16 protein-coding genes are annotated in these 22,602 nt (G+C 59.1%); 4 read left to right on the top strand and 12 right to left on the bottom strand.

The window, feature by feature from the left end:
- Positions 1 to 7 precede the first annotated feature (7 nt).
- Positions 8 to 1,243, bottom strand: coding sequence for a lipoprotein-releasing ABC transporter permease subunit (locus WJM78_RS09160; RefSeq protein WP_339015255.1), 1,236 nt, complete (start codon positions 1,241 to 1,243; stop codon positions 8 to 10).
- A 76-nt stretch (positions 1,244 to 1,319) separates the two neighbouring features.
- Between WJM78_RS09160 and WJM78_RS09155 the strand changes: the two genes are divergently transcribed.
- Positions 1,320 to 1,895 (top strand): PilZ domain-containing protein, encoded by a 576-nt coding sequence (locus WJM78_RS09155; protein ID WP_108537994.1) that lies wholly within the window; start codon positions 1,320 to 1,322, stop codon positions 1,893 to 1,895.
- 9 nt (positions 1,896 to 1,904) lie between these two features.
- A complete protein-coding gene (gene mfd, locus WJM78_RS09150; RefSeq protein WP_339015251.1) occupies positions 1,905 to 5,369 on the top strand; it encodes a transcription-repair coupling factor in 3,465 nt (1,154 codons plus the stop codon).
- Positions 5,370 to 5,452: 83 nt separating this feature from the next.
- On the opposite strand, the gene fbp is transcribed toward mfd, so the two are convergent.
- Positions 5,453 to 6,487, bottom strand: a complete 1,035-nt coding sequence (fbp, locus tag WJM78_RS09145; protein ID WP_339015249.1) for a class 1 fructose-bisphosphatase — start codon at positions 6,485 to 6,487, stop codon at positions 5,453 to 5,455.
- Between the two features lie 384 nt (positions 6,488 to 6,871).
- Between fbp and WJM78_RS09140 the strand changes: the two genes are divergently transcribed.
- Positions 6,872 to 8,488, top strand: a complete 1,617-nt coding sequence (locus tag WJM78_RS09140; RefSeq protein ID WP_212512342.1) for a peptide ABC transporter substrate-binding protein — start codon at positions 6,872 to 6,874, stop codon at positions 8,486 to 8,488.
- 48 nt (positions 8,489 to 8,536) lie between these two features.
- Here the strand turns inward: WJM78_RS09140 and WJM78_RS09135 are convergent, their stop codons facing one another.
- The 3 genes from WJM78_RS09135 to sixA form a co-directional block, all read right to left on the bottom strand.
- On the bottom strand, positions 8,537 to 9,457 hold the full coding sequence (locus tag WJM78_RS09135; RefSeq protein WP_108537785.1) for a DMT family transporter: 921 nt from the start codon (positions 9,455 to 9,457) through the stop codon (positions 8,537 to 8,539).
- A gap of 208 nt (positions 9,458 to 9,665) precedes the next feature.
- Positions 9,666 to 9,872, bottom strand: coding sequence for a DUF1107 domain-containing protein (locus WJM78_RS09130; RefSeq protein ID WP_042037401.1), 207 nt, complete (start codon positions 9,870 to 9,872; stop codon positions 9,666 to 9,668).
- 133 nt (positions 9,873 to 10,005) lie between these two features.
- Positions 10,006 to 10,473 (bottom strand): phosphohistidine phosphatase SixA, encoded by a 468-nt coding sequence (gene sixA / locus WJM78_RS09125; protein ID WP_108537786.1) that lies wholly within the window; start codon positions 10,471 to 10,473, stop codon positions 10,006 to 10,008.
- 162 nt (positions 10,474 to 10,635) lie between these two features.
- Here sixA and WJM78_RS09120 point away from each other — a divergent pair, with 162 nt between their 5' ends.
- On the top strand, positions 10,636 to 13,404 hold the full coding sequence (locus WJM78_RS09120) for an insulinase family protein (protein ID WP_339015247.1): 2,769 nt from the start codon (positions 10,636 to 10,638) through the stop codon (positions 13,402 to 13,404).
- Between the two features lie 303 nt (positions 13,405 to 13,707).
- Here WJM78_RS09120 and WJM78_RS09115 read toward each other — a convergent pair whose 3' ends face one another.
- From WJM78_RS09115 to guaB, 7 genes are all read right to left on the bottom strand, one after another.
- Positions 13,708 to 14,355 carry a thiopurine S-methyltransferase gene (locus WJM78_RS09115; protein WP_108537788.1) on the bottom strand — a complete coding sequence of 216 codons (648 nt, stop codon included), beginning with the start codon at positions 14,353 to 14,355 and terminating at the stop codon, positions 13,708 to 13,710.
- 235 nt (positions 14,356 to 14,590) lie between these two features.
- Complete coding sequence (locus WJM78_RS09110) at positions 14,591 to 15,934, bottom strand: leucine-rich repeat-containing protein kinase family protein (RefSeq protein ID WP_339015243.1); 1,344 nt, start codon at positions 15,932 to 15,934, stop codon at positions 14,591 to 14,593.
- A 211-nt stretch (positions 15,935 to 16,145) separates the two neighbouring features.
- Positions 16,146 to 17,063 (bottom strand): IS5 family transposase, encoded by a 918-nt coding sequence (locus tag WJM78_RS09105; protein ID WP_339015241.1) that lies wholly within the window; start codon positions 17,061 to 17,063, stop codon positions 16,146 to 16,148.
- A 319-nt stretch (positions 17,064 to 17,382) separates the two neighbouring features.
- On the bottom strand, positions 17,383 to 17,883 hold the full coding sequence (locus WJM78_RS09100; protein WP_275931414.1) for a DinB family protein: 501 nt from the start codon (positions 17,881 to 17,883) through the stop codon (positions 17,383 to 17,385).
- Between the two features lie 668 nt (positions 17,884 to 18,551).
- Positions 18,552 to 18,824, bottom strand: coding sequence for a hypothetical protein (locus WJM78_RS09095; protein ID WP_181364839.1), 273 nt, complete (start codon positions 18,822 to 18,824; stop codon positions 18,552 to 18,554).
- Between the two features lie 358 nt (positions 18,825 to 19,182).
- Entirely contained in the window at positions 19,183 to 20,763 is a 1,581-nt protein-coding gene (guaA, locus tag WJM78_RS09090; protein ID WP_275931413.1) for a glutamine-hydrolyzing GMP synthase, read from the bottom strand.
- Positions 20,764 to 20,846: 83 nt separating this feature from the next.
- On the bottom strand, positions 20,847 to 22,310 hold the full coding sequence (guaB, locus tag WJM78_RS09085) for an IMP dehydrogenase (RefSeq protein WP_108537589.1): 1,464 nt from the start codon (positions 22,308 to 22,310) through the stop codon (positions 20,847 to 20,849).
- Positions 22,311 to 22,602: the final 292 nt, after the last annotated feature.

Raw genomic sequence — 22,602 nt, 5'->3', positions numbered from 1 at the left:
AGATGAATTATTCATAACGCAGCGCCTCGGCCGGTTTCACCCGCGCCGCACGGGCCGCAGGATAGAGGGTGGCGCTGAAGCTGAGCAGCACGGCCCCCAGCAAGATGGTGATGACCTGGGCCGGCTCCACGATCACCGGCAGGCCGCTGCCACCGGCCGTCATGTAGAGGTTGAGCCCCACCGCATCGAGCAGGGGGTTAAGACCCAGAGAGAGGCCGAGCCCGACCAGACCACCGAGCAGGGCACCAATCACACCGCTGGAGGCGCCGAGCACCATGAAGATCTTGACTATCCCTGCCTCGTTCATGCCCATGGTGCGCAAAATGGCCACCTCCCCCTCCTTGTCGGTGACCACCATCACCAGGGCAGAGAGGATGTTGAAGGTGGCGACCGCGATGATCAGCACCAGCATGAGCCCCATCATACGCTTCTCCATGGCAACCGCCTGGAACAGATCGCCGCGCTCGCGGCGCCAGTCCTGCCACTCCAGTCCATCTGGCAGCGTCGTCTTTATCACCTGGTCGGCGGCGAAGGGGTCATTCAGCCAGAGTCGAATGCCGCCGACGGTTTCTGTCGGCAGGCGCAGCAGGCGCTGGGCATCCCCCAGCGCGATCAGCGCGACCTGGCTGTCCACGTCGGCACCCACCCCGAAGATCCCGGAGACGGTAAACAGCCGCTGGGCCGGCACCCGGCCAAAGGGGGTGAAACGGGTACCTTCGGTCAGGATCAGACGAACCTGATCGCCCATGGAGACCTGGAGGCGATTGGCCACCCCCTGCCCCAGCACTATGTGATAGTCACCGCGCTGCAGACTGTCGAGGCGTCCCATCTGCATCTGGGCGTGCAATATGTCCTCCTTTGGCCACAGGGCCGGGTCTATGCCCTGCACGCTGACGCCAGTGAGCTGACCCGGGCTCTGCAACATGCCTTCGCTGTCGAGCATGGGGGCGCTGGCAATCACATGGGGCAAGTTGGCCAGATCGGGTAAACCTGCGGGCTGGGCGTCGATACGGCCAGCCTGATTGGTCACCACCACATGGGGGATCACCCCCAGGATGCGCCCCTTGAGCTGCCCCTCGAAGCCGTTCATCACAGAGATGACCACCATCAGGGCCGCAACCCCGATGGCGATACCAAAGGTGGAAAACAGGGAGATGAATGAAACGAAGCGGTTACTGCGTCGTGAGCCTGCGTAACGAAGGCCAATGGCCAGCGACAGTGGCTGAAAAAGTCCAGTCTTCAAGGATATCTACGTTGCCAACAAAATAAGATACCGGATAATAAAGGGAAACCGTCTATGACAACAAGGGATAGCCTCCATGCAGGAACAGTTCTTCAGCGTCACCCATGCCACCCCGGTCAATGTGATCCCCATGCCCGGTGACTTTCATCTGCCGACGCTGGAGGCACTGGAAGCCGAACTGCCCGAACCCTTTCGCATCGCCTCCTCCATCACCTCCATCGACATAGTGACCAGTCGCCTGATGCGCAACCAGAACGAGTCGATGCACGACCTGGTGGAGATAGTCAATCAGCAGTCCCGCAAGATCGACATGATCATGGGCTATGTGCTGTCGGTGCAGGATCACCCCGAGCATCGTTTCCACACGCTGCGCTTTAGCGCCGGCCAGCTCACTTACCTGCATCCGCACCAGGGCCATGGCGAGCCGCCGCACCTGCACCAGATAGTGCGGCTCAAGATATTCCTGCGGGAAGAGGCCTCCGCCATTTACTGTTATGCCCAGGTCAAGCAGCTGGAACCGAGCGAACACGGCATCCACGTGCTGCTCGACTATGTGAGGATCCGCGAGGATGACCGCGAACTGCTGGTGCGTGCCAGCCTGCATGTGCAATCCAAGCAACTCAAACTTCGTGCTCAAGACCGCCAACGTTAAAAGAATCGAATGATGCCAATGAAGCTTCCCGCCTTGCCCGCCAAGGCGGGCCAAAAATTAACGCTCGGCCAGTTGACAGGCAGCAGCCTCTCGCTGGTTGCCGCCCGCCTCACCCAGGAGGCCAACCGCCCCGTCCTGCTGGTGACCGCCGATACCCCGAGTGCCCTGCGCCTCGAGCAGGAGCTTCAGTTCCTGTTGGCAGAGCAGGGCTCGCCTGTGCTGATGTTCCCGGACTGGGAGACGCTGCCCTACGACACCTTCTCCCCCCATCAGGACATCATTTCCCAGCGCCTCGAGACCCTCTACAAGCTGCCGCAGATGAGCAACGGCGTGCTGATCGTGCCCATCTCCACCCTGATGCTGCGCTGTGCCCCCCGGGCCTATCTCGACAAGTACAGCCTGATGGTGAAGGCCGGCCAGCGTCTCAACCTGCAACAGTTGCGGGGACGCCTGGCCGAAGCCGGCTACGTGGCGGTGGAGCAGGTGCTGGAGCACGGAGAATTTGCCGCCCGTGGCTCACTGCTCGACTTGTTCCCCATGGGCAGCAACAGCCCCTATCGCATCGACTTCTTCGATGACGAGGTGGACTCCATACGCCCGTTTGATCCCGAGACCCAGCGATCCAGCGACCCCGTCAAGACGGTCAGCCTGCTGCCGGCCCGGGAGTTTCCCACCGACGAGGCGGCCATCGAGCTGTTCCGTGGCCAATTTCGCGAACAGTTCGAGCTGTCGCGCGCCGAGGGCTCCGTCTATCAGGAGGTGAGCAAGGGGCGCTGGCCCGCGGGCATCGAATACTATCTGCCGCTCTTCTTCAACCAGACAGCCAGCCTGTTCGATTATCTGCCGGACAACACCTTGCTGCTCACAGTAGGGGAGATCTATCCCGCGGCCCAGCGGTTCTGGAATGACATAGGCCAGCGCTATGAGGACAGACGTTGGGACAACACGCGCCCGCTGCTGCCCCCTCAACAGATCTACCTGCCGGTGGAGCAGCTGTTTGCGGCGCTCGGCCACTATGGCGCCGTACGGTTGCAGGAGGCTGCCACCGACGGCGGGGCCGGCCAGTGGGATCTCCCCATCGCCCTCCTGCCTGAGCTGCAGCTCGATCACAGCAAGGAGCAACCCATGCTGGCGCTGGGCCAGTTCCTGGACAGCTTCACGGGCCGCACCCTGTTTGCGGTGGAATCAGAAGGGCGACGCGAGGTGCTCGGCGATCTGCTGGCGCGCATCGCCCTGCAGCCCAAGGAGTTCTCCTCCCTCGAGGCCTTCATGGCGAGCAAGGCGCGCCACGGCCTGCTGGTGGCGCCGCTGGAGCGGGGCTTCCTTCTGCAGGAGAGCGGCAAGGACGCACTCGCCCTTATCACTGAGACCGAGCTGCTGGGGGGCAAGGTACGCAGCAAACGCCAGCGGGAGAAGAGCAAGAACCTAAGCTCAGATGCGGTGATCCGCAACCTCGGCGAGCTGACCCAGGGCCAGCCGGTGGTGCACCTGGATCACGGGGTCGGCCGCTATCTCGGGCTTGAAACCATCGATGCCGGCGGCCTGCCCACCGAGTTCCTGACCCTGGAGTATGCCGGTGGTGACAAGCTGTTTGTGCCGGTTACCAGCCTGCACCTCATCAGCCGCTACACCGGCTCCGACAATCCGCCCAGCCACAAGCTGGGCGGTGAGGCTTGGGTCAAGGCGCGGCGCAAGGCGGCGGAGAAGGTGCGCGACGTGGCGGCCGAGCTGCTGGATGTGTACGCCCTGCGGGCAGCCCGTCACGGTTTTGCCTTCCAGCACGACAGGGAGGCTTACCGCCAGTTTGCCGCCGGTTTCCCGTTCGAGGAGACAGAAGATCAGCTCAATGCCATCAACGCTGTGTTGGGGGACATGTGTCAGGCCAAGAGCATGGATCGGCTGGTGTGCGGCGACGTGGGCTTTGGCAAGACCGAGGTGGCGATGCGCGCCGCCTTCGTGGCGGTCCATGGCGGCAAGCAGGTGGCGGTGCTGGTGCCGACCACCTTGCTGGCCCAGCAGCACTACGACAACTTCCGCGATCGCTTTGCCAACTGGCCGGTGCGAGTCGAGGTGCTGAGCCGCTTCCGCTCCGCCAAGGAGCAGAATGCCGTCATGAAAGAGCTGCGCGAGGGCAAGGTGGACATCATCATCGGCACCCACAAGCTCTTGGGCTCAGAGCTCACCTTCAAGGATCTGGGGCTGCTGGTGGTCGATGAGGAGCACAGATTCGGGGTACGCCAGAAGGAGAAGATCAAGGCGCTGCGGGCCGACGTGGATATCCTGACCCTCACAGCGACGCCGATCCCGCGCACCCTCAACATGGCGATGGCTGGCATGCGGGATCTCTCCATCATCGCCACCCCGCCCGCCAAACGGCTCGCCATCAAGACCTTCGTGCGCCAGCAGGAGCCTGCGGTCACCCGCGAGGCGGTGCTGCGTGAACTCAAGCGTGGCGGTCAGGTCTACTACCTGCACAACGACGTGGAGAGCATCGAGAAATGCGCCAGCGATCTCGCCGAGCTGGTGCCCGAGGCGCGCATCGGCATCGCTCACGGTCAGATGCGCGAGCGCGATCTTGAGCGTGTCATGTCGGACTTCTACCACCAGCGCTTCAGCCTGCTGGTCTGCACCACCATCATAGAGACCGGCATAGACGTGCCGAGTGCCAACACCATCATCATGGACCGCGCCGATCATCTGGGGCTGGCCCAGTTGCACCAGTTACGGGGCCGGGTTGGCCGCTCCCATCACCAGGCCTATGCCTACCTGCTCACCCCCCATCCCAAGCTGATGAGCAAGGATGCGGTCAAGCGGCTTGAAGCCATCGCCTCGCTCGAGGATCTTGGCGCCGGCTTTGCGCTGGCGACCCACGATCTGGAGATCCGGGGTGCCGGCGAGTTGCTGGGCGACGATCAGAGCGGCCAGATCGAATCGGTCGGCTTCACCCTTTACATGGAGATGCTGGAGCAGGCGGTCGAGGCGCTGAAAAATGGCAAGGAGCCGTCGCTGGAGCAGCTGATGAGCCAGCACACCGAAGTGGAGCTGCGCCTGCCCGCACTCTTGCCGGACGACTACATACCGGACGTCAACATGCGCCTCTCCATGTACAAGCGCATCGCCAGCGCGGCCGATGAGCAGGAGCTGCGCGAGCTGAAGGTGGAGCTGATCGACCGCTTTGGCCTGCTGCCGGAGGCGACCAAAACCCTGCTGGAGCTGGCCGCCTTCCGCCAGCGCGCCACTGCGCTGGGCATTCGCCGGGTGGAGATGAGCGAGCGCGGCGGTTACCTGGACTTCACCCAGGAGACCCGCGTCAACCCTGGCTATCTGGTCAAGTTGCTCTCCGAGCAGCCGCGCATCTACAAGATGGACGGGCCGACCCGCTTGCGCTTCCAGGTGCCGACCCCGGACCGGGCCATGCGCCTGAAACTGGTGGATGGCTTGCTGGCGGATCTTGCCAGCCATACCAGTCACTGAGACGAGTGACCTCACTCAAACAAAACGGGAGCCAATTCGGCTCCCGTTTTTTATCTGCTCATCGCAGGCACAACATCCGGGTATTAACCCTGATTGGCAGGATCCTCATGGGCGGAAAACTCCCGCATAAAGGCCTCGGCCCGCTCCACCATCTTGGTGGAACCGACGAAGTAAGGGGTGCGCTGATGCAGTGCGGTGGGCTGGATGTCCATGATGCGGCCAAATCCGTCTGAGGCCTTACCACCGGCTTGCTCCACCAGAAACGCCATGGGATTGCACTCATAGAGCAGGCGCAGCTTGCCGTTCGGGGAGTTGGTACCGGACGGATAGATGTAGATGCCGCCCTTGAGCAGATTGCGATGGAAATCGGAGACCAGAGAGCCGATGTAACGGGAGGTGTAGGGTCTGTGGGTCGCCTCGTCCCGCTCCTGGCAATATTTGAGGTACTTCTTCACCCCGTCCGGGAACTTGATGTAGTTGCCCTCGTTGATGGAATAGATCTTGCCCTCCTCCGGGATGCGGATGTTCTCGTGGGAGAGGCAGAAGCAGCCAATGGACGGGTCGTAGGTAAAGCCGTTGACACCAAAGCCGGTGGTGTAGACCAGCATGGTGGAGGAGCCGTAGACCACGTAACCGGCAGCGACCTGACGGTTGCCCGGCTGCAGGAAGTCTTCCAGGGTGACACCGGCACCGGACGTGCTGACGCGGCGGTAGATGGAGAAGATGGTACCGACCGAGACGTTGACATCGATGTTGGACGAGCCGTCGAGGGGATCGATCAGCACCACGTATTTGGAGTGACGGGAGAGCTCGGAATCGAAGGAGACGAAATCCTCCTCCTCTTCAGACGCCATGCCACACACTTCGCCGCGCGCCTCCAGCGCCGCCTTGAAACGCTCGTTGGCGTACACATCCAGCTTCTGCTGTACCTCGCCCTGCACGTTCTCAGCGCCCATGGAGCCAATGATATCTGCCAGCCCCGCCTTGTTGATCTCCCGGTTCACCACTTTGGCGGCCAGACGGATGGAACTGAGCAACGAGGTCAACTCCCCGGTCGCGGTGGGATAATCCGCCTGTTTTTTGACGATGAACTCGCCCATGGTGATCATGTTTCGCATTATTGTTCCTTTAAGATCGTTTCCGTTGGCTTTGAAAACGTTTGCACGCATCGACAAAAAAAGTGCCGATCCTCGGCAGCCTTGTTTTGTAACCTAATGTAACGTTTGTTTTTTGTTTTTGCAGCGAATTAAGCCGCTGGATAAATGCGCATCATGGCCCTCCAGACCCCACAAAAACACGCTTAAACCGGTGTCAATCGGTAACTTTCACCATGTTAATTCGTGATGCAAAGTCACGAACAGGCCGCCATGGTGGGTGCAACGGCCCACTTGGCCCCCCTATCTGGGTAGCTGACGGCAAGGTCAGTGCCCTCCTCTTGAGATCTCCAGATCGATCCCGCACACTGGCCAGGCGTTGGAAGCAAAAAAACATAAGGATATTCAATGAAAAGGACTCTCATTGCCGGCACGGTTGCTGCCCTGTTCGCACTCCCCATCATGGCGGCCCAGGTACCTGCCGGTACCCAGCTGCTACCTGCGGAGCAGCAAACCTTCATTCGCAACATCAATACGGAACCCGCCTCCATCGATCCCCAGATGGTGGAAGAGAGCGCGGGCAGCGATATCGTCAACGACCTGTTCGAGGGGCTCTACACCCTGGATGGCAAGGGTAAACTGCAACCTGCCGGCGCACTTGGCTACGAGCTCGACAGCACGGGCACCGTCTACACCTTCAAGCTGAGGCCCGATGCCAAATGGTCCAACGGCGAGCCGGTAACGGCGGCCGATTATGTCTATGGCTGGCAGCGGGCGGCGGATCCCAAGAATGCCTCCAACTATGCCTGGTTCATCGAGCTGACCGGCGTCACCAACGCCAGTGAGGTGGTACAGGGCAAGCAGAGTCCGGATACGCTGGGCATCAAGGCGATCGATGCTCATACCCTGCAGATCACATTAACGAACCCGGTGCCCTTCTTCCTCAAAACCCTCTCTCACTACACCACCTTCCCGGCGCCGAAGGCGACCATAGAGAAGTTCGGGCATGAGTGGGTCAAGCCAGGCAACATCGTCTCCAACGGCGCCTTTGTGCTCAAGGAGTGGACCCCCAACGAGCGGCTCATCGCCGAGCGCAATCCCCTCTACTGGGATAACCAGAACACAGTGCTCAACAAGGTGCTCTATCTTGAGATAGTCTCGGATACCGCCGCCTACAACCGCTATCGCGCCGGTGAACTGCACTACACTACCTATCCGCTGGAGCAGTACAAACAGCTCAAGAGCAAGAGCCCTGAAGAGCTGGTCAACGCGCCCATGCTCGCCACCTATTACTATGTGTTCAACACCCAGCGCAAACCATTCGACGACCCGAAAGTGCGCAAGGCGCTGTCGCTTGCCATCGACAGGGACACCATCACCGAGAAGATCCTGGGGCAAGGTCAACTCTCCGCTTTCAGCCTGACCCCGCCGAGCGTGGACGGCTTCGAGCTCAAGCGCCCAGTCAGCCAGTTGCTGAGCAAGGAGGAGCGCATCAAACAGGCGAAAGCGCTGCTGAGCGAGGCGGGCTACGGCCCGGACAAGCCGCTGGATGTGGATATCCTCTATAACACCAACGAGAGCCACAAGAAGATAGCTTTGGCCATCTCCTCCATGTGGAAGCACAACCTGGGAGTCAGCGCCAAGCTCAACAACATGGAGTGGAAAACCATGGTGTCCGCGCTCAATGAGGGGGATTTCGGCGTCAGCCGCTACTCCTGGAACGGGGATTACAACGATGCTTCGACCTTCCTCGACATCATGACCTCCAGCAGCAGCGCCAACAGCGGCAAGTGGTTCAACAAGCAGTATGATGCCCTGCTGGCCAAGGCCCATGACTCCAAGGATCCGGCCGAGCGCAACCAGCTCTATCAGCAGGCCGAGGCACTGATCGATGACGAGGCTCCCATCGCCCCCGTCTACTTCTACGTCAAGTCACGGCTACTCAAGCCCAGTATCAAGGGCTATCCCTATCAGAACCCGCAAGACGTGGTCTACTCGAAAGACCTCTACCTCACCGCGCAGTGACGCCCTCACCCCCTAAACAGAAAGACCGCCTCGAAGGCGGTCTTTTTTTCAATCTTCCCGACAGCTCGCCAGCGCCCCTCTAGCACGGCGACGCAGTACCACGGGCCTGACCAGCAGTTGCGCCAGCAAGACCCCGAGCAACGTCATGCCGCCCCCTATCAGGTGATAGCTGGTCAGCTTTTCCCCCAGCCAGCTGATGGCCAGCGCCGCCGTCATCACGGGCAACAGGTTCATGAAGATGGCGGTACGGCTCGCCCCCAGCAGGGCTATGCCCTGCATCCAGAGCCAGGGTGACAAGGCCGAGGTAGGGATACCGGCGTAGAGGATGAGCCAGAGCGCGCGGCCATCTGGCCACTGCCCGTCCACCAACAGGTAAAACGGGGTGAGAAACAGCAGGCTGCACAGCACCTGGCCATAGAGCATGGACCAGTTGTCCAGCCCCAGATCCCACTTCTTGAGCAGCACGCTGTAGAGCGCATAAGTCGCCGCCGACAGCAGCATATAGACGGATCCGATGTGAATGCCCCGGGTGATCAAACGGGAGGGATCCCCCTGCCCCAGCAAGATGGCCAGCCCCAGAATGGAGATGGCGCCACCGAGCAGAGCGCCCCAGGTCGGACGCTCACGCAGCAGCCAGATGCTGAGCAGCACAGTGATCAACGGAGTCAGCCCCATCATCAGGCCTATCTCGGTCGCCCCCAGGGTTTGCGCCGCGTAGTAGCCGAAGGTCTGGTTCAGCACCATGCCGAGCAGGGCCAACGCCGCCAGGTGATAGAAGCCGGCCCGCAGCTTGGCGCGATCCCGCCAGGCCCGGTGCGCGAGGAAAGGCGTCAAAATGATGGCTGCCACCATCCATCGCGACCAAGCCAGCGCCGCCGGTGAGAGCACCCCGACCGCCAGCTTGCTGACAATGCCATTGCCGGCCCAGATGGCCATGCAGGAGAAGGGAAACAAGAAGGCAAAGGGCATCACTATATCCAGAAAAAACGAGCGGGTATTCCCGGCGGGAGTCGGGAGTATAGAGAGGCAAGCAGGATTAGCAAGTACCGGCCAGCCTTGTCAAGGCAGGCAGGTTTGAAACGGCATCGAACAGAGCCAATGTGGGCAGATCAGGGCCAAAAACAATCATGCCCGCACGGGGGCGGGCATGAAGCGACGGGATGGAATGGTGAAGCAATCACGCCGCATCCATGTGCAGTCTGGAGATCATGGCGTTGACCTCGACCACGGTCTGGCGGTGGGGGATGTCAGCTGGCGTTGGCATCATCAGCAAGCCTGACTGGAAATCAAAACGCCCCCTGCCGTGGATATAGATCCGTCCCTTGAAGAAGGTTTTGACATGTTTTGCCACCATCAGTGGCAGGTACTTCTTGAACACTCTCATCGTTTGCAACCTCTTGCAGTTGTATCCGTATGACAGCAGCTTCTGCGAAATAATTCCGTAAAATCTATATAAACATCCGGAAAAATCGCGACTCTCTTCCCCAAAAAACCAATTTATAACTTTTTATTAACTTTTAGCGTATTGTATGTGGTCCTTCCAACCAGAGCAAGACCCCCTTGTCATCTTGCCACTCGATACAGGCCAGACCCGAGGTGGCAAACATGGGCGCACCCGCCGCAGGACAGAGGCTGTGCACCAGATACCCCACCAGCGGCAGGTGGCTGACCATCAAAATATTGTCATGTGTTGCCGCCAGCGCAGTGAGATAGCTCGCGACAAACGCCGGGTCGCCATAGGGGGTGATCTCGCTGCTCTCCTCGACCCTGGCGGCCTTGGGTAATTGATTGCATATGCTCTGCCAGGTTTGTCTGGCACGCAGATAATTGCTGTGAACAACCAAACCCAGTTCGCCATCCAGCTGGGGCGCCAGCCAACTTGCCATGTGGATGGACTCTTTAATGCCCTGCTCGGTCAGTGGACGCTGTTCATCTGTTTTCGCATTCATGCCAGCCTGGCCATGACGCATGATGTAGATTTTCATTACAACCTCGCCCAAGGGGCCTGTTTTGATAGCGGGGGGATCTTACCCCGCCATGCTGGGGGAAACAATTGCGCTACCTCTCAGAAAAGGGTTTGCCTCACTGGATAGCGGGGTCGATAATCATGTTTAAATTCAAATAAATCCAACATGAGTCACGCCCCAATGAGCCCATATGCCAGTCCTAATGACCATCGGCAGTACCACTATCTGGAGCTGGCAAACCGGCTCAGGGTCTTGTTGATCTGCGATCCCGATACCGACAAGTCAGCCGCTTCCCTGGCCGTCAACACAGGTCATTTCGACGATCCGGCCGATCGACAGGGGATGGCTCATTTCCTGGAGCATATGCTGTTCCTGGGCACTCGTACTTATCCCAAACCGGGTGAGTACCAGCAATTTATGAGTCGTCATGGTGGCAGCAACAACGCCTGGACCGGCACCGAGTTCACCAACTTCTTTTTCGAGATAGACAACGGCTTCTTCGAGGCCGGGCTCGACCGTTTTTCCCAGTTCTTCATCTGCCCCACCTTCACCCCCGAATGGGTGGACAAGGAGCGCAACGCAGTCGACTCCGAGTACCGCCTCAAGCTGCAGGACGATGTGCGCCGCAGCTACCAGGTACATAAAGAGACGGTCAACCCGGCCCACCCCTTCTCCAAATTCTCGGTCGGCAACCTGGATACCCTGGCCGATCTGCCCGGTCGGGATCTGCGTGCCGATCTCATCCGGTTCTACGAATCTCACTACAGCGCAGATCGCATGGCGCTGGTGATGATCTCGCCTGAATCCATCGGGACCCAGATTGCGTGGTGCGATCGCTTTTTCGCTCCCATTTTGAATCGCAATTTGGGAATACCGCCCCTGACGCACCCCCTCTATCGCCTCGACGATCTCGGCATCCGCATCCGCATCAATCCGGTCAAGGAGACCCGCAAGCTGGCGCTGACCTTCCCACTGCCCAACGTCGACGAGTTTTATGACAAAAAACCCCTCACCTTCCTGAGCCACCTCATCGGTTATGAAGGGGATGGCAGCCTGCTCTCCCTGCTGAAAGCGAAAGGCTGGGTCAACCAGCTCTCCGCCGGGGGGGGCATCAGCGGTGCCAACTTCAAGGATTTCGGGGTGAGCTTCGGCCTTACGCCGCTTGGGCTCGAACACGTCAACGAGATAGTGGCCGCCCTGTTCGGCTATCTGAAGCTCATCGAACACGGCGGGGTGGAAAGCTGGCGCTACGAAGAGAAGCGCACCGTGCTCGAGTCGGCATTCCGCTTCCAGGAGCGGGGCCGGGCACTCGACACCGTCTCCGGGCTGGTGCTCAACCTCTTTAGCTACAAAGCCGAAGACCTGCTCTACGGCGACTACATGATGCGCGAATACGACGAGGCGCTGATCCGCCGCCTGCTCGCCAAGCTCACCCCACACAACCTGCGCATGACCATCTCGGCGCCAGAGCTGGCCACAGATCGCCTCGCCCGCTGGTATCAGACCCCCTATGGCGTCGACGTCATCACGGAGGCTGAGAAGATCCATTGGCAACAGAGCAAACCTGACCCGTCACTCGCCCTGCCCTTGCCCAATCCCTTTATCAGCAGCCGGCTCGATCCGCGCCAGCCGGCGTTGCAGGCCGACATGCCCGCCTGCCTCATCGACAGGCCAGGGTTTCGGCTCTGGCATCTGCACGAACATCAGTTCAGCGTGCCCAAGGGCAATCTCTACATCTCCATCGACAGTGAGCACGCGGTCAAAAGCCCACGCCACATCGCCATGGCACGGCTGGCGGTGGAGCTGCTCACCGATCACCTCAACGCCCTCACCTACCCGGCGGAGCTGGCGGGGCTGGGCTACCAGATCTATGCCCACCAGGGCGGCTTTACCATCAACCTGAGCGGCTTTGCCGACAAACAACCGCTGCTGCTCGACATGATCCTCGGCAACCGCACTCTGGGCTATCCGGATCCGAACCGCTTCGCCGAGATCAAGGAGCAGCTCATCCGCAACTGGGACAACCAGTCCAAGGCTCGCCCCATCTCCCAGCTGTTCAACCAGCTCACCAGTTTGCTGCAGCCGAACAACCCGCCGTTCGAGCAGTTGCTGCGCCATCTGCGCACCGTGGAGCTTGGCGAGATGCCGGCGTTTGTCGCCCAACTGTTTGGCGAGGTGCACATCGAAGCCCTGGTACACGGTGACTGGGACGCCGCCGAGGCACTCGAACTGGCCGCCCTGCTGGAACGCCATCTCGGCGCCAACAGCCAGCCCAGTGCCGAGACCCGCCGCCCGCTGATCTCCATTCAGGACAGAGGCACCCTGATCCGCGAGCAGGGTTGTGAACACGAAGATTCGGCGCTGCTGGTCTACTACCAGTCCCGCACCACCCGGGCGCGGGATCTTGCCTGCTTCGCCCTGGCCAACCACATCATGTCATCCAGCTTCTTCCACGAGCTGCGCACCCGCCAGCAGCTCGGCTACGTGGTGGGTGCCGGCAACCTGCCCCTCAACCGCCACCCCGGCCTTATCTTTTATATCCAGTCCCCGGTGGCAGGGCCGCAGATCCTGCTCGATGCCGTAGAGGAGTTTATCGACCTCTTTCCCCTGGCCATGCTCGAATTCACCGAGCAGCAGTGGCAAGAGAGCAAGGCGGGACTGCAAGCCCAGCTGAGCGAGCGGGATGCCAACCTGCGCAGTCGCGGCCAACGGCTCTGGGTCAGCATAGGCAACAAGGATCTGGGCTTTGAACAACGCGAAAGGGTGTGCAATGAGGTGGGCATGCTGAGCCGCGCCGATCTGGTGCGCTTCATCATACAGCTGCGCTCACGCACCTCGGATCGGCTGATCCTCTGCAGCTATGGCCAGGGCCACGAGCACGACGAGCGCATCACAGGTCAGTTTATCGATGATCCCAAAGCGTTCCGGCTCAATGCCAGCACCTGCTAGGCCTGATAGAGACATTCTCGCCCATCAGCCAATCCCGCCCAATAAAAAGCCGACCCCTGGGGGTCGGCTGGAAAAACCATAATCAATTGCGACCAAGGCCGCCAAAAGTGAACATGAGCGTGAAAATCAGACACTGTGTTGATGGTGGACCGGATGGTTCAAACCAGAGCGCACCTGCCAATATCAACAGTGATTGAGAAACAGGCTCATCATAGGCACGCCACTCCCTTGCCACGTTGATCTATGTCAAAGGAGGTAGCAAAGAGTCCGTGATCTGTGGCTTTGTCGAGCGGGATCACACTTTCAGCCCCGGCGGATCAGGCGATAGGCCACTTCATCGAAATAGGAGAGCTGACCGGAGAGCACCCTGGGGTGGTCCACCTCTGCCGCCCGGCCCAACACCTCCACTCGAAAATCGCGCTCGAACAGGGTGCGCACTTCCATCTCCCCCACCGAGAAGGGCGGCTGCCGCTGCTGCTCCGGCTGATACTCCAGGGTCACCAGCAGGATCTGGCCACCGGCTTCCATCAGGCGGCTCATCAGCTCCGCATACTGACGGCGCATGTCCGTCGGCAAGGCGATCAGGGCTGCCCTGTCATAGGCCAGCCGGTAACGACGCCCCAGCTCGGGGGCGGCAAAAAAGTCCCCCTGATGGATGCGCAGGGAGCCGTGCTGATGACACTGATAGGGGCCCAGCTCGCCGAGGGTATCGGTGAGCTGGTTTTCACTGAAAAACTGTTCGATGGCGAGCGCAGAGAGCTCGAAGCCATCGATGGGGTGCCCCAGGCCATTGAGCCAGAGCATGTCGCGGGATTTGCCGCACAGGGGCACCAGCACGGGTTCTTCCTGTTGCTGGGCAGACCACCAGGATTGCAGCCAGCGATTGAAATCCGCCTGATGAAAGCCAATCCGGTTCTCTTCCCAACGCTGATGCCAAAACGCCGCTTCCATCGTTATTACCCTTCTGTGCTAAAGATGCCTCAATATCACAACTTAACCGGCACCGCGCAACCCTTCCCCTGCCCTTTTTGTCAGACAGACGATGACAACGCGATACACGGCGATACCCCCTATTTTTGACACGTTTGTGGCAACAAGGTGGCCCTGATCCTGTGTAACTACGTTATGGGTCAGGCAGTTCAACAGATGACAACATGTGGGTGGGCGCACAACATCGGCCAACAGATCACCCACGCGCCGCTGCCAGCACCCTTTCGATATGGGCAAAATCAGGGCGCTCGGCGGGCGAGTCACAGAGGCAAGCCGCGCTCAGCCGATGCAACTCGTCGAGCTGTGATGACTCTGCCTCACAGCGCGCAAGCAGCTCCTCCAGCAGGCAGCCAAAGGCGCGCACCTCGAGCCGCTCAAGGCCCAGCGCCCGCTCGCGGTTGTTGCGGTCATACAAGGAGGCCGCGCCAAAATCCCCGAGCAGGGCGTGGGCCGGGGCGCCAGGCTCACGAGCAAAGAGGATATTGTGGCCGTAGAGATCCCCGTGCATGATGCCCGCACGGTGCAGATGGCCCGCCACCGACGCAATACCATGCGCCAGCGCCAGCGCATCCGGCACACTCAGGCGCAGCGCATCGGGATACACATCCCGGGTGCAGGAGTCCAGGCTCGGCGGCCCCGCCAGATTGGCAAACTTGGGGTCTATCAACGCCATCACCAGCGCTGGCATGCCGGAGGGGTGATCCGCCACCCGCCCCAGCACCCTGATGAGGTTGGGATGAGTGCCCACCGCCAGCGAGGCCGCCATCTCGCAATGAGGCAAACCGTCGCTGGTCACCGCCCCCTTGAACAACTTGACCGCCACCGCCTGCGGCCCGTCACCTTGCAATCCGTCGCACGTGACGCGGGTGGCACTATGGATAACGCCAGAGGCCCCCTGCCCCAGCAGTTCGCCCAGTGCCAGCGTGTCCCAATCAAGGGTCGCGACATGGGCATCATCGATGGCCCGCGCCTCCTCCCCCTCGCTAAAGGGGTTGCCGGAATAGGCGAGCCAGGCGAGACGCGGCAGCGACAGCAGCCAGTCGGGGAAGCGTTCGATCCGGTTGGCGGCGATGCGCAGCAGCTCCAGCTTGCGGCAGTTGACAAGGCTCGCGGGCAGTTCGCGCAGGCGATTGCCCGCCAGCATCAGCTTTTGCAGGGCATCGCACTGACCCAACTCATCGGGCAGCCGTTCAATGACGTTGTCGGTCAGGATCAGCCAGCGCAGCCCCGCAGGCAGCGCTTTGGCCGACACGCTGGCAATCCGGTTGGCCTTAAAACCCACCATGGTGAGCGCCGGACAGCGCCCCAGCACCTCGGGCAACGCTGTAAAGCGGTTATCGGAGCAAAAGAGGATGCGCAGCTTGGTGAACCCGGCCAGCTCGTCAGGAAGCGTGCTTAGCTGGTTGCCGGTGAGATCCAGCACCTCCAGCGTCTCTTTCAGGCTCAAGATCTCGGGGGGAAAAACCGTCAGGTTTTCAGAGAGCTTCAGATGGCGGGCACCGCACAGTTCACCCGCGCGCAGCTGTTCCAGAGTATGCATAACCGTTTCTCAATCCTGATGACCGCCCTGACGGCGTAGCCCGCCATCAACGCGCGCCGAACCTGAGTCCGGCGATTTTAAAGGGGGGCATTATAGAGAATTCGGGGCGCAGATCGCCCCTTTTGTTGCCTTGGTGACGGAGCATGGCGCTCAGCGGCGTTGTTGCCCAAATTAGCGATTAGGCCACAACTTCCCCAGCCCCAGGTGATAGCTACACTTGGGGCTTTCTAACAGGCAGACCAAGGGCATTCAGTTTGTTCATCGCACACACGTAGGCCATGATCTCTCCCACTTGTCCGTTGTAGTTACGTAGACTGATTTTTCCCGTCAGCAATTGTTTGAACCTACACATCGCCGTCTCAGCCAATGAGCGCCGATGATACCCGGACTGCTGCTTCCAGTGAGTCAGCCCCTCCTTACGCATCACCAGAACAGCTTCATTGCGTGGATGCCCCTTTTCCCATAAACCGGCATTCTTGCGCGGCGGAATACAGGCCTTGGCTCCTTTGCGCTTTATCAGTTGATGGCAGGCCTTGGTGTCATATGCGCCATCGGCATACACGGTCCCAAGTGCTCGGCGTAGCGGATTGAACAGGGTCGGCAACACCTCGGCATCATGAACATTTTCCAACGAGGCCTCGGCTGCCACGATGTCGTGGGTCGCCGGGTCCACCGCCAGATGCAATTTGCGCCAGACCCGTCGCTTGTCATGGCCATGCTTTCTGACCTTCCATTCGCCCTCGCCAAACACTTTCAAGCCGGTGGAATCGATAACCAAATCGCTCACCTTGCCCTTGTGTGGCTGGCGGTATATCACCTTCACTGTACTGGCGCGCTTGCTGACACAGCTGTAGTCGGGGGCACACAGCGGCACATTCATCAGCTCAAACAGCGAGTCGAGCAGGCCCTGTGTCGCCCGCAGGGAGAGATTGAAAATGCCCTTGAGCATGAGAAAGGTACAGATGGTCTGGTCGGTGTAGAGGGCGCTTCGTCCCCGTCGGCCATGATGTTCTTGATGGAACCAGTTATGAACGACATTCTCATCAACCCAGAACGTTAGCGAGCCGCGTTTGACCAGGGAACGGTTGTACTGTGACCAGTTGGATATGGCGTGAAGCGACTTGCCCATGATGCTGATTTGAAGAGGGATTTGGTGATCAGATCGCCGTCTCCACCATAAGTTCAATTCAGGTCACTCTGATTTGGGCAACAACGCCGCGCTCAGCAACACCGTCCCATCGAATTGACGAAACACATAGGGTGCAATAAGCGCAGCGCATTGCACCGTTTACAGCGCGGCTTTCGCACAAGTAATGGAGTACCAAATTAGTGGTGCAATTTCATTGCACCCTATGGCACTTGTAAATGCTAACGCTTGGTTAAGAGGCGAGCTTTAGCCCGTCCCAGTGAGCGAAGCAAACGGATTGAACCATTTATTAGAGGCCGGCTCACCGAGCTCCTTCCCTTCTAAAAGGCTCCACCTCATGCAGATATCGAGTGAATGTATCTTTCGGACGCTCAAGTCCATTTGATGCTAATGTTCGCGAAGCCATACCTCTGTGATTGCTACCGTGAGTTAATAGGTGAAGCATGACTTCTTCTATTGATAGTTTTCCATGCTCACCGTCAGTAAATGTAAAAGAGATGATTTGGCTCAGGATTTCTGGAGTAGCTGTTGAGGAGAAATGCACAAGCCATGAGTCATTCCTCTCAATTCGTTCTTTTAGCTCTGGGTACGTTGGTGTTTCTACCGTATTGTCAGCAGAGTAAAGCTCTGGGGTTCCTGACATTCGGCTGATAAATAAACTGTCAACTACCGTGGTGTGGTTAAGGATTCTAATGAAGAAGACTGCATCGCTCTCCGGAAGCAAGTGCAACTGGCGCTCTCCGAAAGTCAGCAGTTCAGAGTTAGCCCATTGTTTATACTTAAATGCGTTTGTAAACAGCAACTTGGAAGTCTCCATTTTCTGTTGAGGGCAGTGCTTTCTCGCTCCAGCACCTAACAATGATTAGATGGAAGGCGGTACTCATCCAATAGCAGAGCCTTCCGTATAACTCCGCGTCATCTTCATAACCACCTCAAAAAACTCATTTAAATCATTACATTACCACACCATCACTGGCATCTTAACGTATTCATTTGACTTCTTCTTTTTGCTCTACCATTACCACTGTATAAAAAAACAGTTTGGGAGTCAGCCATGGAAAGCACCACCAAACTACGCCTGCGTGAACAAGTCAGTACCGTGATGCTCTGACATCAACTGTGGCCTCGGCTTGCCCGTGCCATTCCCGAATAACAGCCAAGCTACCGCCAGACAGCCTCTAGTTTGTGGCTTTTTATCCACGCGATGTCTCTGGTCTGATTCATTGGTGACTCTAAAGAGGCCATATCCAGACGGATATCTTAGCGAGCAAGGCAGATAAGCAAAAGCGGATGATGATAGTTTCCCGAGCAAGATCAATAAATTAATTAATAAGAACAAATACTGGCCACATATCAGTGGTGCCGGCTCGTAGATAAAGAAAAGACGCCCTCGGGCGTCTTTTCTTATTGGTGGGTTTGGGGCTAACCGGTTGGGATCATTCCCCCTCCCCGCCTTACCCCGCAACCAAATCAGATCGGGGTGATGGAGGTGATATGGGCCGACCCATCCAGAGACTGGAAGATCTGCACCACGGCTTCACCGTGGATCGGCTTGGCAAGCGGCACTGTGGTTTTGCATTTGAAACGGTAATTGGTGCCGGCTACCACCTGGGTGGAAACTTCAAAGGGTGTGTACTGCACCCCGACAAATCCTTTCATCGCCTGGTTGAATACGGCCTGATCTTCTGCGGTCAGCTTGTGGTAAGCCGTCCATCCGCCAACAAGCACTGCTTGTTCTGACATAACAAACCCTCCGTGATCTCTTGTCCCTACTCGTATGGCTGTTCGGGATCCGCCCCGTTGATTCAAGTGGTTTCCGGTCTCCACCGGGGTGCCTTCTGGCCGGTTGGCGCGCTGGCTCCCCTTTGCCACATCGTTGTCCGCATTGCTTGATAAGGCTTGATAACAGCGGTCTCGATGGGCATGAGAGAGCCTAGTGCCGATGCCCAAAATCACCTCCTGTTACATGTGACAGGGGCAAGGTTGGGCAATAGCTGCTATCGGGCAGAAAAGTGAGGCGCAAACGATTGGAAAAAGAAAAGACGCCGCAAGGGCGTCTTTTTGCATTTTTATGCTCAAAGGGCAGAAGGGCGTGAGCCGCTTATTCCCATTCGATGGTTGCGGGCGGCTTGCCGGAGACGTCGTACACCACGCGAGAGATACCGTTGATCTCATTGATGATGCGGTTCGACACATTCCCTAAGAAGTCATAGGGCAGATGGGCCCAGTGAGCAGTCATAAAGTCGATGGTTTCGACGGCGCGAAGCGCAATCACCCAGTCATATTTGCGGCCATCGCCCATGACGCCAACGGAGCGCACCGGCAGGAAGACGGCGAACGCCTGGCTGACCTGATTGTAGAGGTCGGCCTTGCGCAGCTCTTCGATAAAGACCGCATCGGCTTTACGCAGCAGATCGCAGTACTCTTTCTTCACTTCACCCAGCACGCGCACGCCCAGACCCGGGCCCGGGAACGGGTGACGGTAGAGCATGTCGTAGGGCAAGCCCAGCTCGAGGCCGACACGGCGCACTTCGTCTTTGAACAGCTCGCGCAGCGGCTCGACCAGACCCATCTTCATCTCGGCCGGCAGGCCGCCGACGTTGTGGTGAGACTTGATGACGTGGGCCTTGCCGGTGGCGCTGGCGGCCGATTCGATCACATCCGGATAGATGGTGCCTTGTGCCAGCCAGCGGGCATTTTTCAGCTTCTTGGCTTCGTCGTCAAACACCTCGACGAAGACACGGCCGATGATCTTGCGCTTGGCTTCCGGCTCATTTTCACCCGCCAGGGCAGAGAGGAAGCGCTCTTCGGCTTCGACCTTGATGATGTTGAGACCGAAGTGGTCACCAAACATCTCCATCACCTGCTCACCCTCGTTCAGGCGCAGCAGACCGTTGTCAACGAACACGCAGGTCAGGCGATCACCGATGGCGCGGTGCACCAGCATGGCGACCACGGAGGAGTCGACACCGCCGGAGAGGCCCAGGATCACTTCATCATCACCCACTTGCTCGCGGATACGGGCCACGGCGTCATCGATGATGGTGGCCGGGGTCCACAGGCATTCGCAGCCGCAGATGTCTTTAACGAAGTGCTCCAGCATGCGGGCACCCTGACGGGTGTGGGTCACTTCCGGGTGGAACTGCACGCCGTAGAAACGCTTGGCCTCATTGGCCATGGCCGCGTGGGGGCAGGTGGCGGTCTGGGCGATGGTGGTGAAGTCGGCCGGGATGGCGGTGACCTTGTCGCCGTGGCTCATCCACACATCCAGCAGCGCATTGCCGTTGGGGGCGATGGCATCTTCGATGCTACGCAGCAGGGCATTGGTCTGGCCCAGCACTTCAACCTGGGCATAACCGAATTCACGTTCGGTGGAGGATTGCACCTTGCCACCCAGCTGCTCGGCCATGGTCTGCATGCCGTAGCAGATGCCGAACACCGGGACACCGGCGTTGAACACATACTCGGGGGCACGGGGGCTGCCCGCTTCGGTCACAGACTCAGGGCCGCCGGAGAGGATGATGCCGCTCGGGTTGAATTCGCGGATCTGCGCTTCGGTCACATCCCAGGCCCACAGTTCGCAGTAAACACCGATCTCGCGCACACGGCGGGCAATCAGCTGGGTGTACTGGGAACCGAAGTCGAGGATAAGGATACGGTGCTGGTGAATGTCTTTAGTCATTTTATTCCTGCATCAGGCTGATGTTGTAACAAAAAGCTCGGGGATAAAAAGGGGTGGAGAAACGGGGCCGTAGCCCCGTTTTATCAGCCCATCCGATAGTTGGGGGCTTCTTTGGTAATGGTCACATCGTGGACGTGGGACTCTTTCATCCCTGCACCCGAGATGCGCACGAACTCAGCCTTGGTGCGCATGTCGTCAATGGTGGCGCAGCCGGTCAATCCCATGGAGGAACGCAGGCCGCCCATCTGCTGGTGAATGATCTCTTTGAGGCGGCCCTTGTAGGGTACGCGCCCTTCGATCCCTTCCGGCACCAGCTTGTCGGCGGCGTTGTCGGTCTGGAAGTAACGGTCGCTGGAGCCCTTGGACATGGCGCCCAGAGAACCCATGCCACGGTAGGACTTGAAGGAGCGACCCTGATAGAGCTCGATTTCGCCCGGAGCCTCTTCGGTACCGGCAAACATGGAGCCCACCATGACGCAACTGGCGCCAGCGGCGATGGCCTTGGCCACGTCACCGGAGAAACGGATGCCGCCATCGGCAATCACGGGGACGCCAGTGCCTTCCAGCGCATCAACGGCATCGGAGATGGCGGTAATTTGGGGCACGCCAACACCGGTTACGATGCGGGTAGTACAGATGGAGCCCGGGCCGATACCCACCTTGACCGCATTGACGCCAGCCGCAACCAGCGCCAGGGCGCCGGCGGCAGTGGCCACGTTGCCACCGATGATTTGCAGCTCAGGATAGGCATCGCGGGTCGCCTTGATGCGATCCAGCACGCCCTGGGAGTGGCCGTGGGAAGAGTCAATCAGCAGCACGTCCACACCGGCTTCCACCAGGGCGGCGACGCGCTCTTCATTGCCAGCACCGGCGCCGACGGCAGCACCGACGCGCAGGCGACCACGCTCGTCTTTACAGGCGTTCGGCTTGCGCTCGGCTTTTTGGAAGTCTTTGACGGTGATCATGCCCTTGAGTTTGAAATCGGCGTTGACCACCAGCACCTTCTCGATACGGTGCTTCTGCATCAGGGCAACCACCTCTTCACGAGGGGCCCCTTCACGCACGGTCACCAGACGATCTTTCTGGGTCATGATCTGTTCGACTGTCTGGGAGAGGTCGATCACGAAACGCACGTCGCGGCCAGTGATGATACCGACCAGCACGTTACCCTCGGTCACAACCGGGTAGCCGGCGAAGCCATTCTTGTGGCTCAGCTCCTTGACCTGGGCAATGGTCATGTCAGGGCGTACGGTGACGGGGTCAGTGACCACGCCGCTCTCGTACTTCTTGACCTTGCGCACTTCTGCAGCCTGCTGCTCGATGGACATGTTCTTGTGGATAAAGCCGATACCGCCTTCCTGAGCCAGTGCGATAGCCAGACGGGCTTCGGTCACTGTGTCCATGGCAGCGGAAATCATTGGGATATTCAAGCTGATAGAGGAGGTCAGCTTGGTACGCAGATCGGCAGTATTGGGAAGAACATCGGAGTGGGCGGGAACCAACAGTACATCGTCGAAGGTTAACGCTTCTTTGGTAATCCTGAGCATGGCAATATCTCACCGTTGAGGAAGTGGGGGTGTAAAATATTGCCGACGAAGTTTACTCACCGATTGGTCACTGGTAAAGAAGTTTTTTGAATTTTTTATGGCGTAGCCTCTTTTTGAGGGGCCAACGGGCTAAAAATCCAAGATTATCAGTGCTGAAATGGCCATTTCAGGGCAAAAAAGTTGACCAAGTGTGGTTTTATGCAAAAAGCCTGCTTGCCGCACTCCCCCGCTCCTTTACCTCGGAGCGACGCCCAGTGCCTGTGCCTCTCCTCCACCTGCTCGGGCGGTGTGT

This window comes from Aeromonas popoffii, from assembly GCF_037818705.1.
Classification (GTDB): Bacteria; Pseudomonadota; Gammaproteobacteria; order Enterobacterales; family Aeromonadaceae; genus Aeromonas; species Aeromonas popoffii.
Note: the sequence above shows the minus strand (reverse complement) of the source record. Positions and strands in the feature narration are given on the sequence as shown.

Excerpts from the sequence above, each read along its gene's own strand:
- sixA (WP_108537786.1), bottom strand. The coding sequence starts at position 10,473 with ATGAAAATCTACATCATGCGTCATGGCCAGGCTGGCATGAATGCGAAA.
- WJM78_RS09115 (WP_108537788.1), bottom strand. The coding sequence starts at position 14,355 with ATGGAAGCGGCGTTTTGGCATCAGCGTTGGGAAGAGAACCGGATTGGC.
- WJM78_RS09110 (WP_339015243.1), bottom strand. The coding sequence starts at position 15,934 with ATGCATACTCTGGAACAGCTGCGCGCGGGTGAACTGTGCGGTGCCCGC.
- fbp (WP_339015249.1), bottom strand. The coding sequence starts at position 6,487 with ATGCGAAACATGATCACCATGGGCGAGTTCATCGTCAAAAAACAGGCG.
- WJM78_RS09095 (WP_181364839.1), bottom strand. The coding sequence starts at position 18,824 with ATGTCAGAACAAGCAGTGCTTGTTGGCGGATGGACGGCTTACCACAAG.
- mfd (WP_339015251.1), top strand. The coding sequence starts at position 1,905 with ATGATGCCAATGAAGCTTCCCGCCTTGCCCGCCAAGGCGGGCCAAAAA.
- WJM78_RS09135 (WP_108537785.1), bottom strand. The coding sequence starts at position 9,457 with ATGCCCTTTGCCTTCTTGTTTCCCTTCTCCTGCATGGCCATCTGGGCC.
- WJM78_RS09120 (WP_339015247.1), top strand. The coding sequence starts at position 10,636 with ATGAGCCCATATGCCAGTCCTAATGACCATCGGCAGTACCACTATCTG.
- WJM78_RS09140 (WP_212512342.1), top strand. The coding sequence starts at position 6,872 with ATGAAAAGGACTCTCATTGCCGGCACGGTTGCTGCCCTGTTCGCACTC.
- guaA (WP_275931413.1), bottom strand. The coding sequence starts at position 20,763 with ATGACTAAAGACATTCACCAGCACCGTATCCTTATCCTCGACTTCGGT.
- WJM78_RS09155 (WP_108537994.1), top strand. The coding sequence starts at position 1,320 with ATGCAGGAACAGTTCTTCAGCGTCACCCATGCCACCCCGGTCAATGTG.
- WJM78_RS09130 (WP_042037401.1), bottom strand. The coding sequence starts at position 9,872 with ATGAGAGTGTTCAAGAAGTACCTGCCACTGATGGTGGCAAAACATGTC.
- guaB (WP_108537589.1), bottom strand. The coding sequence starts at position 22,310 with ATGCTCAGGATTACCAAAGAAGCGTTAACCTTCGACGATGTACTGTTG.
- WJM78_RS09105 (WP_339015241.1), bottom strand. The coding sequence starts at position 17,063 with ATGGGCAAGTCGCTTCACGCCATATCCAACTGGTCACAGTACAACCGT.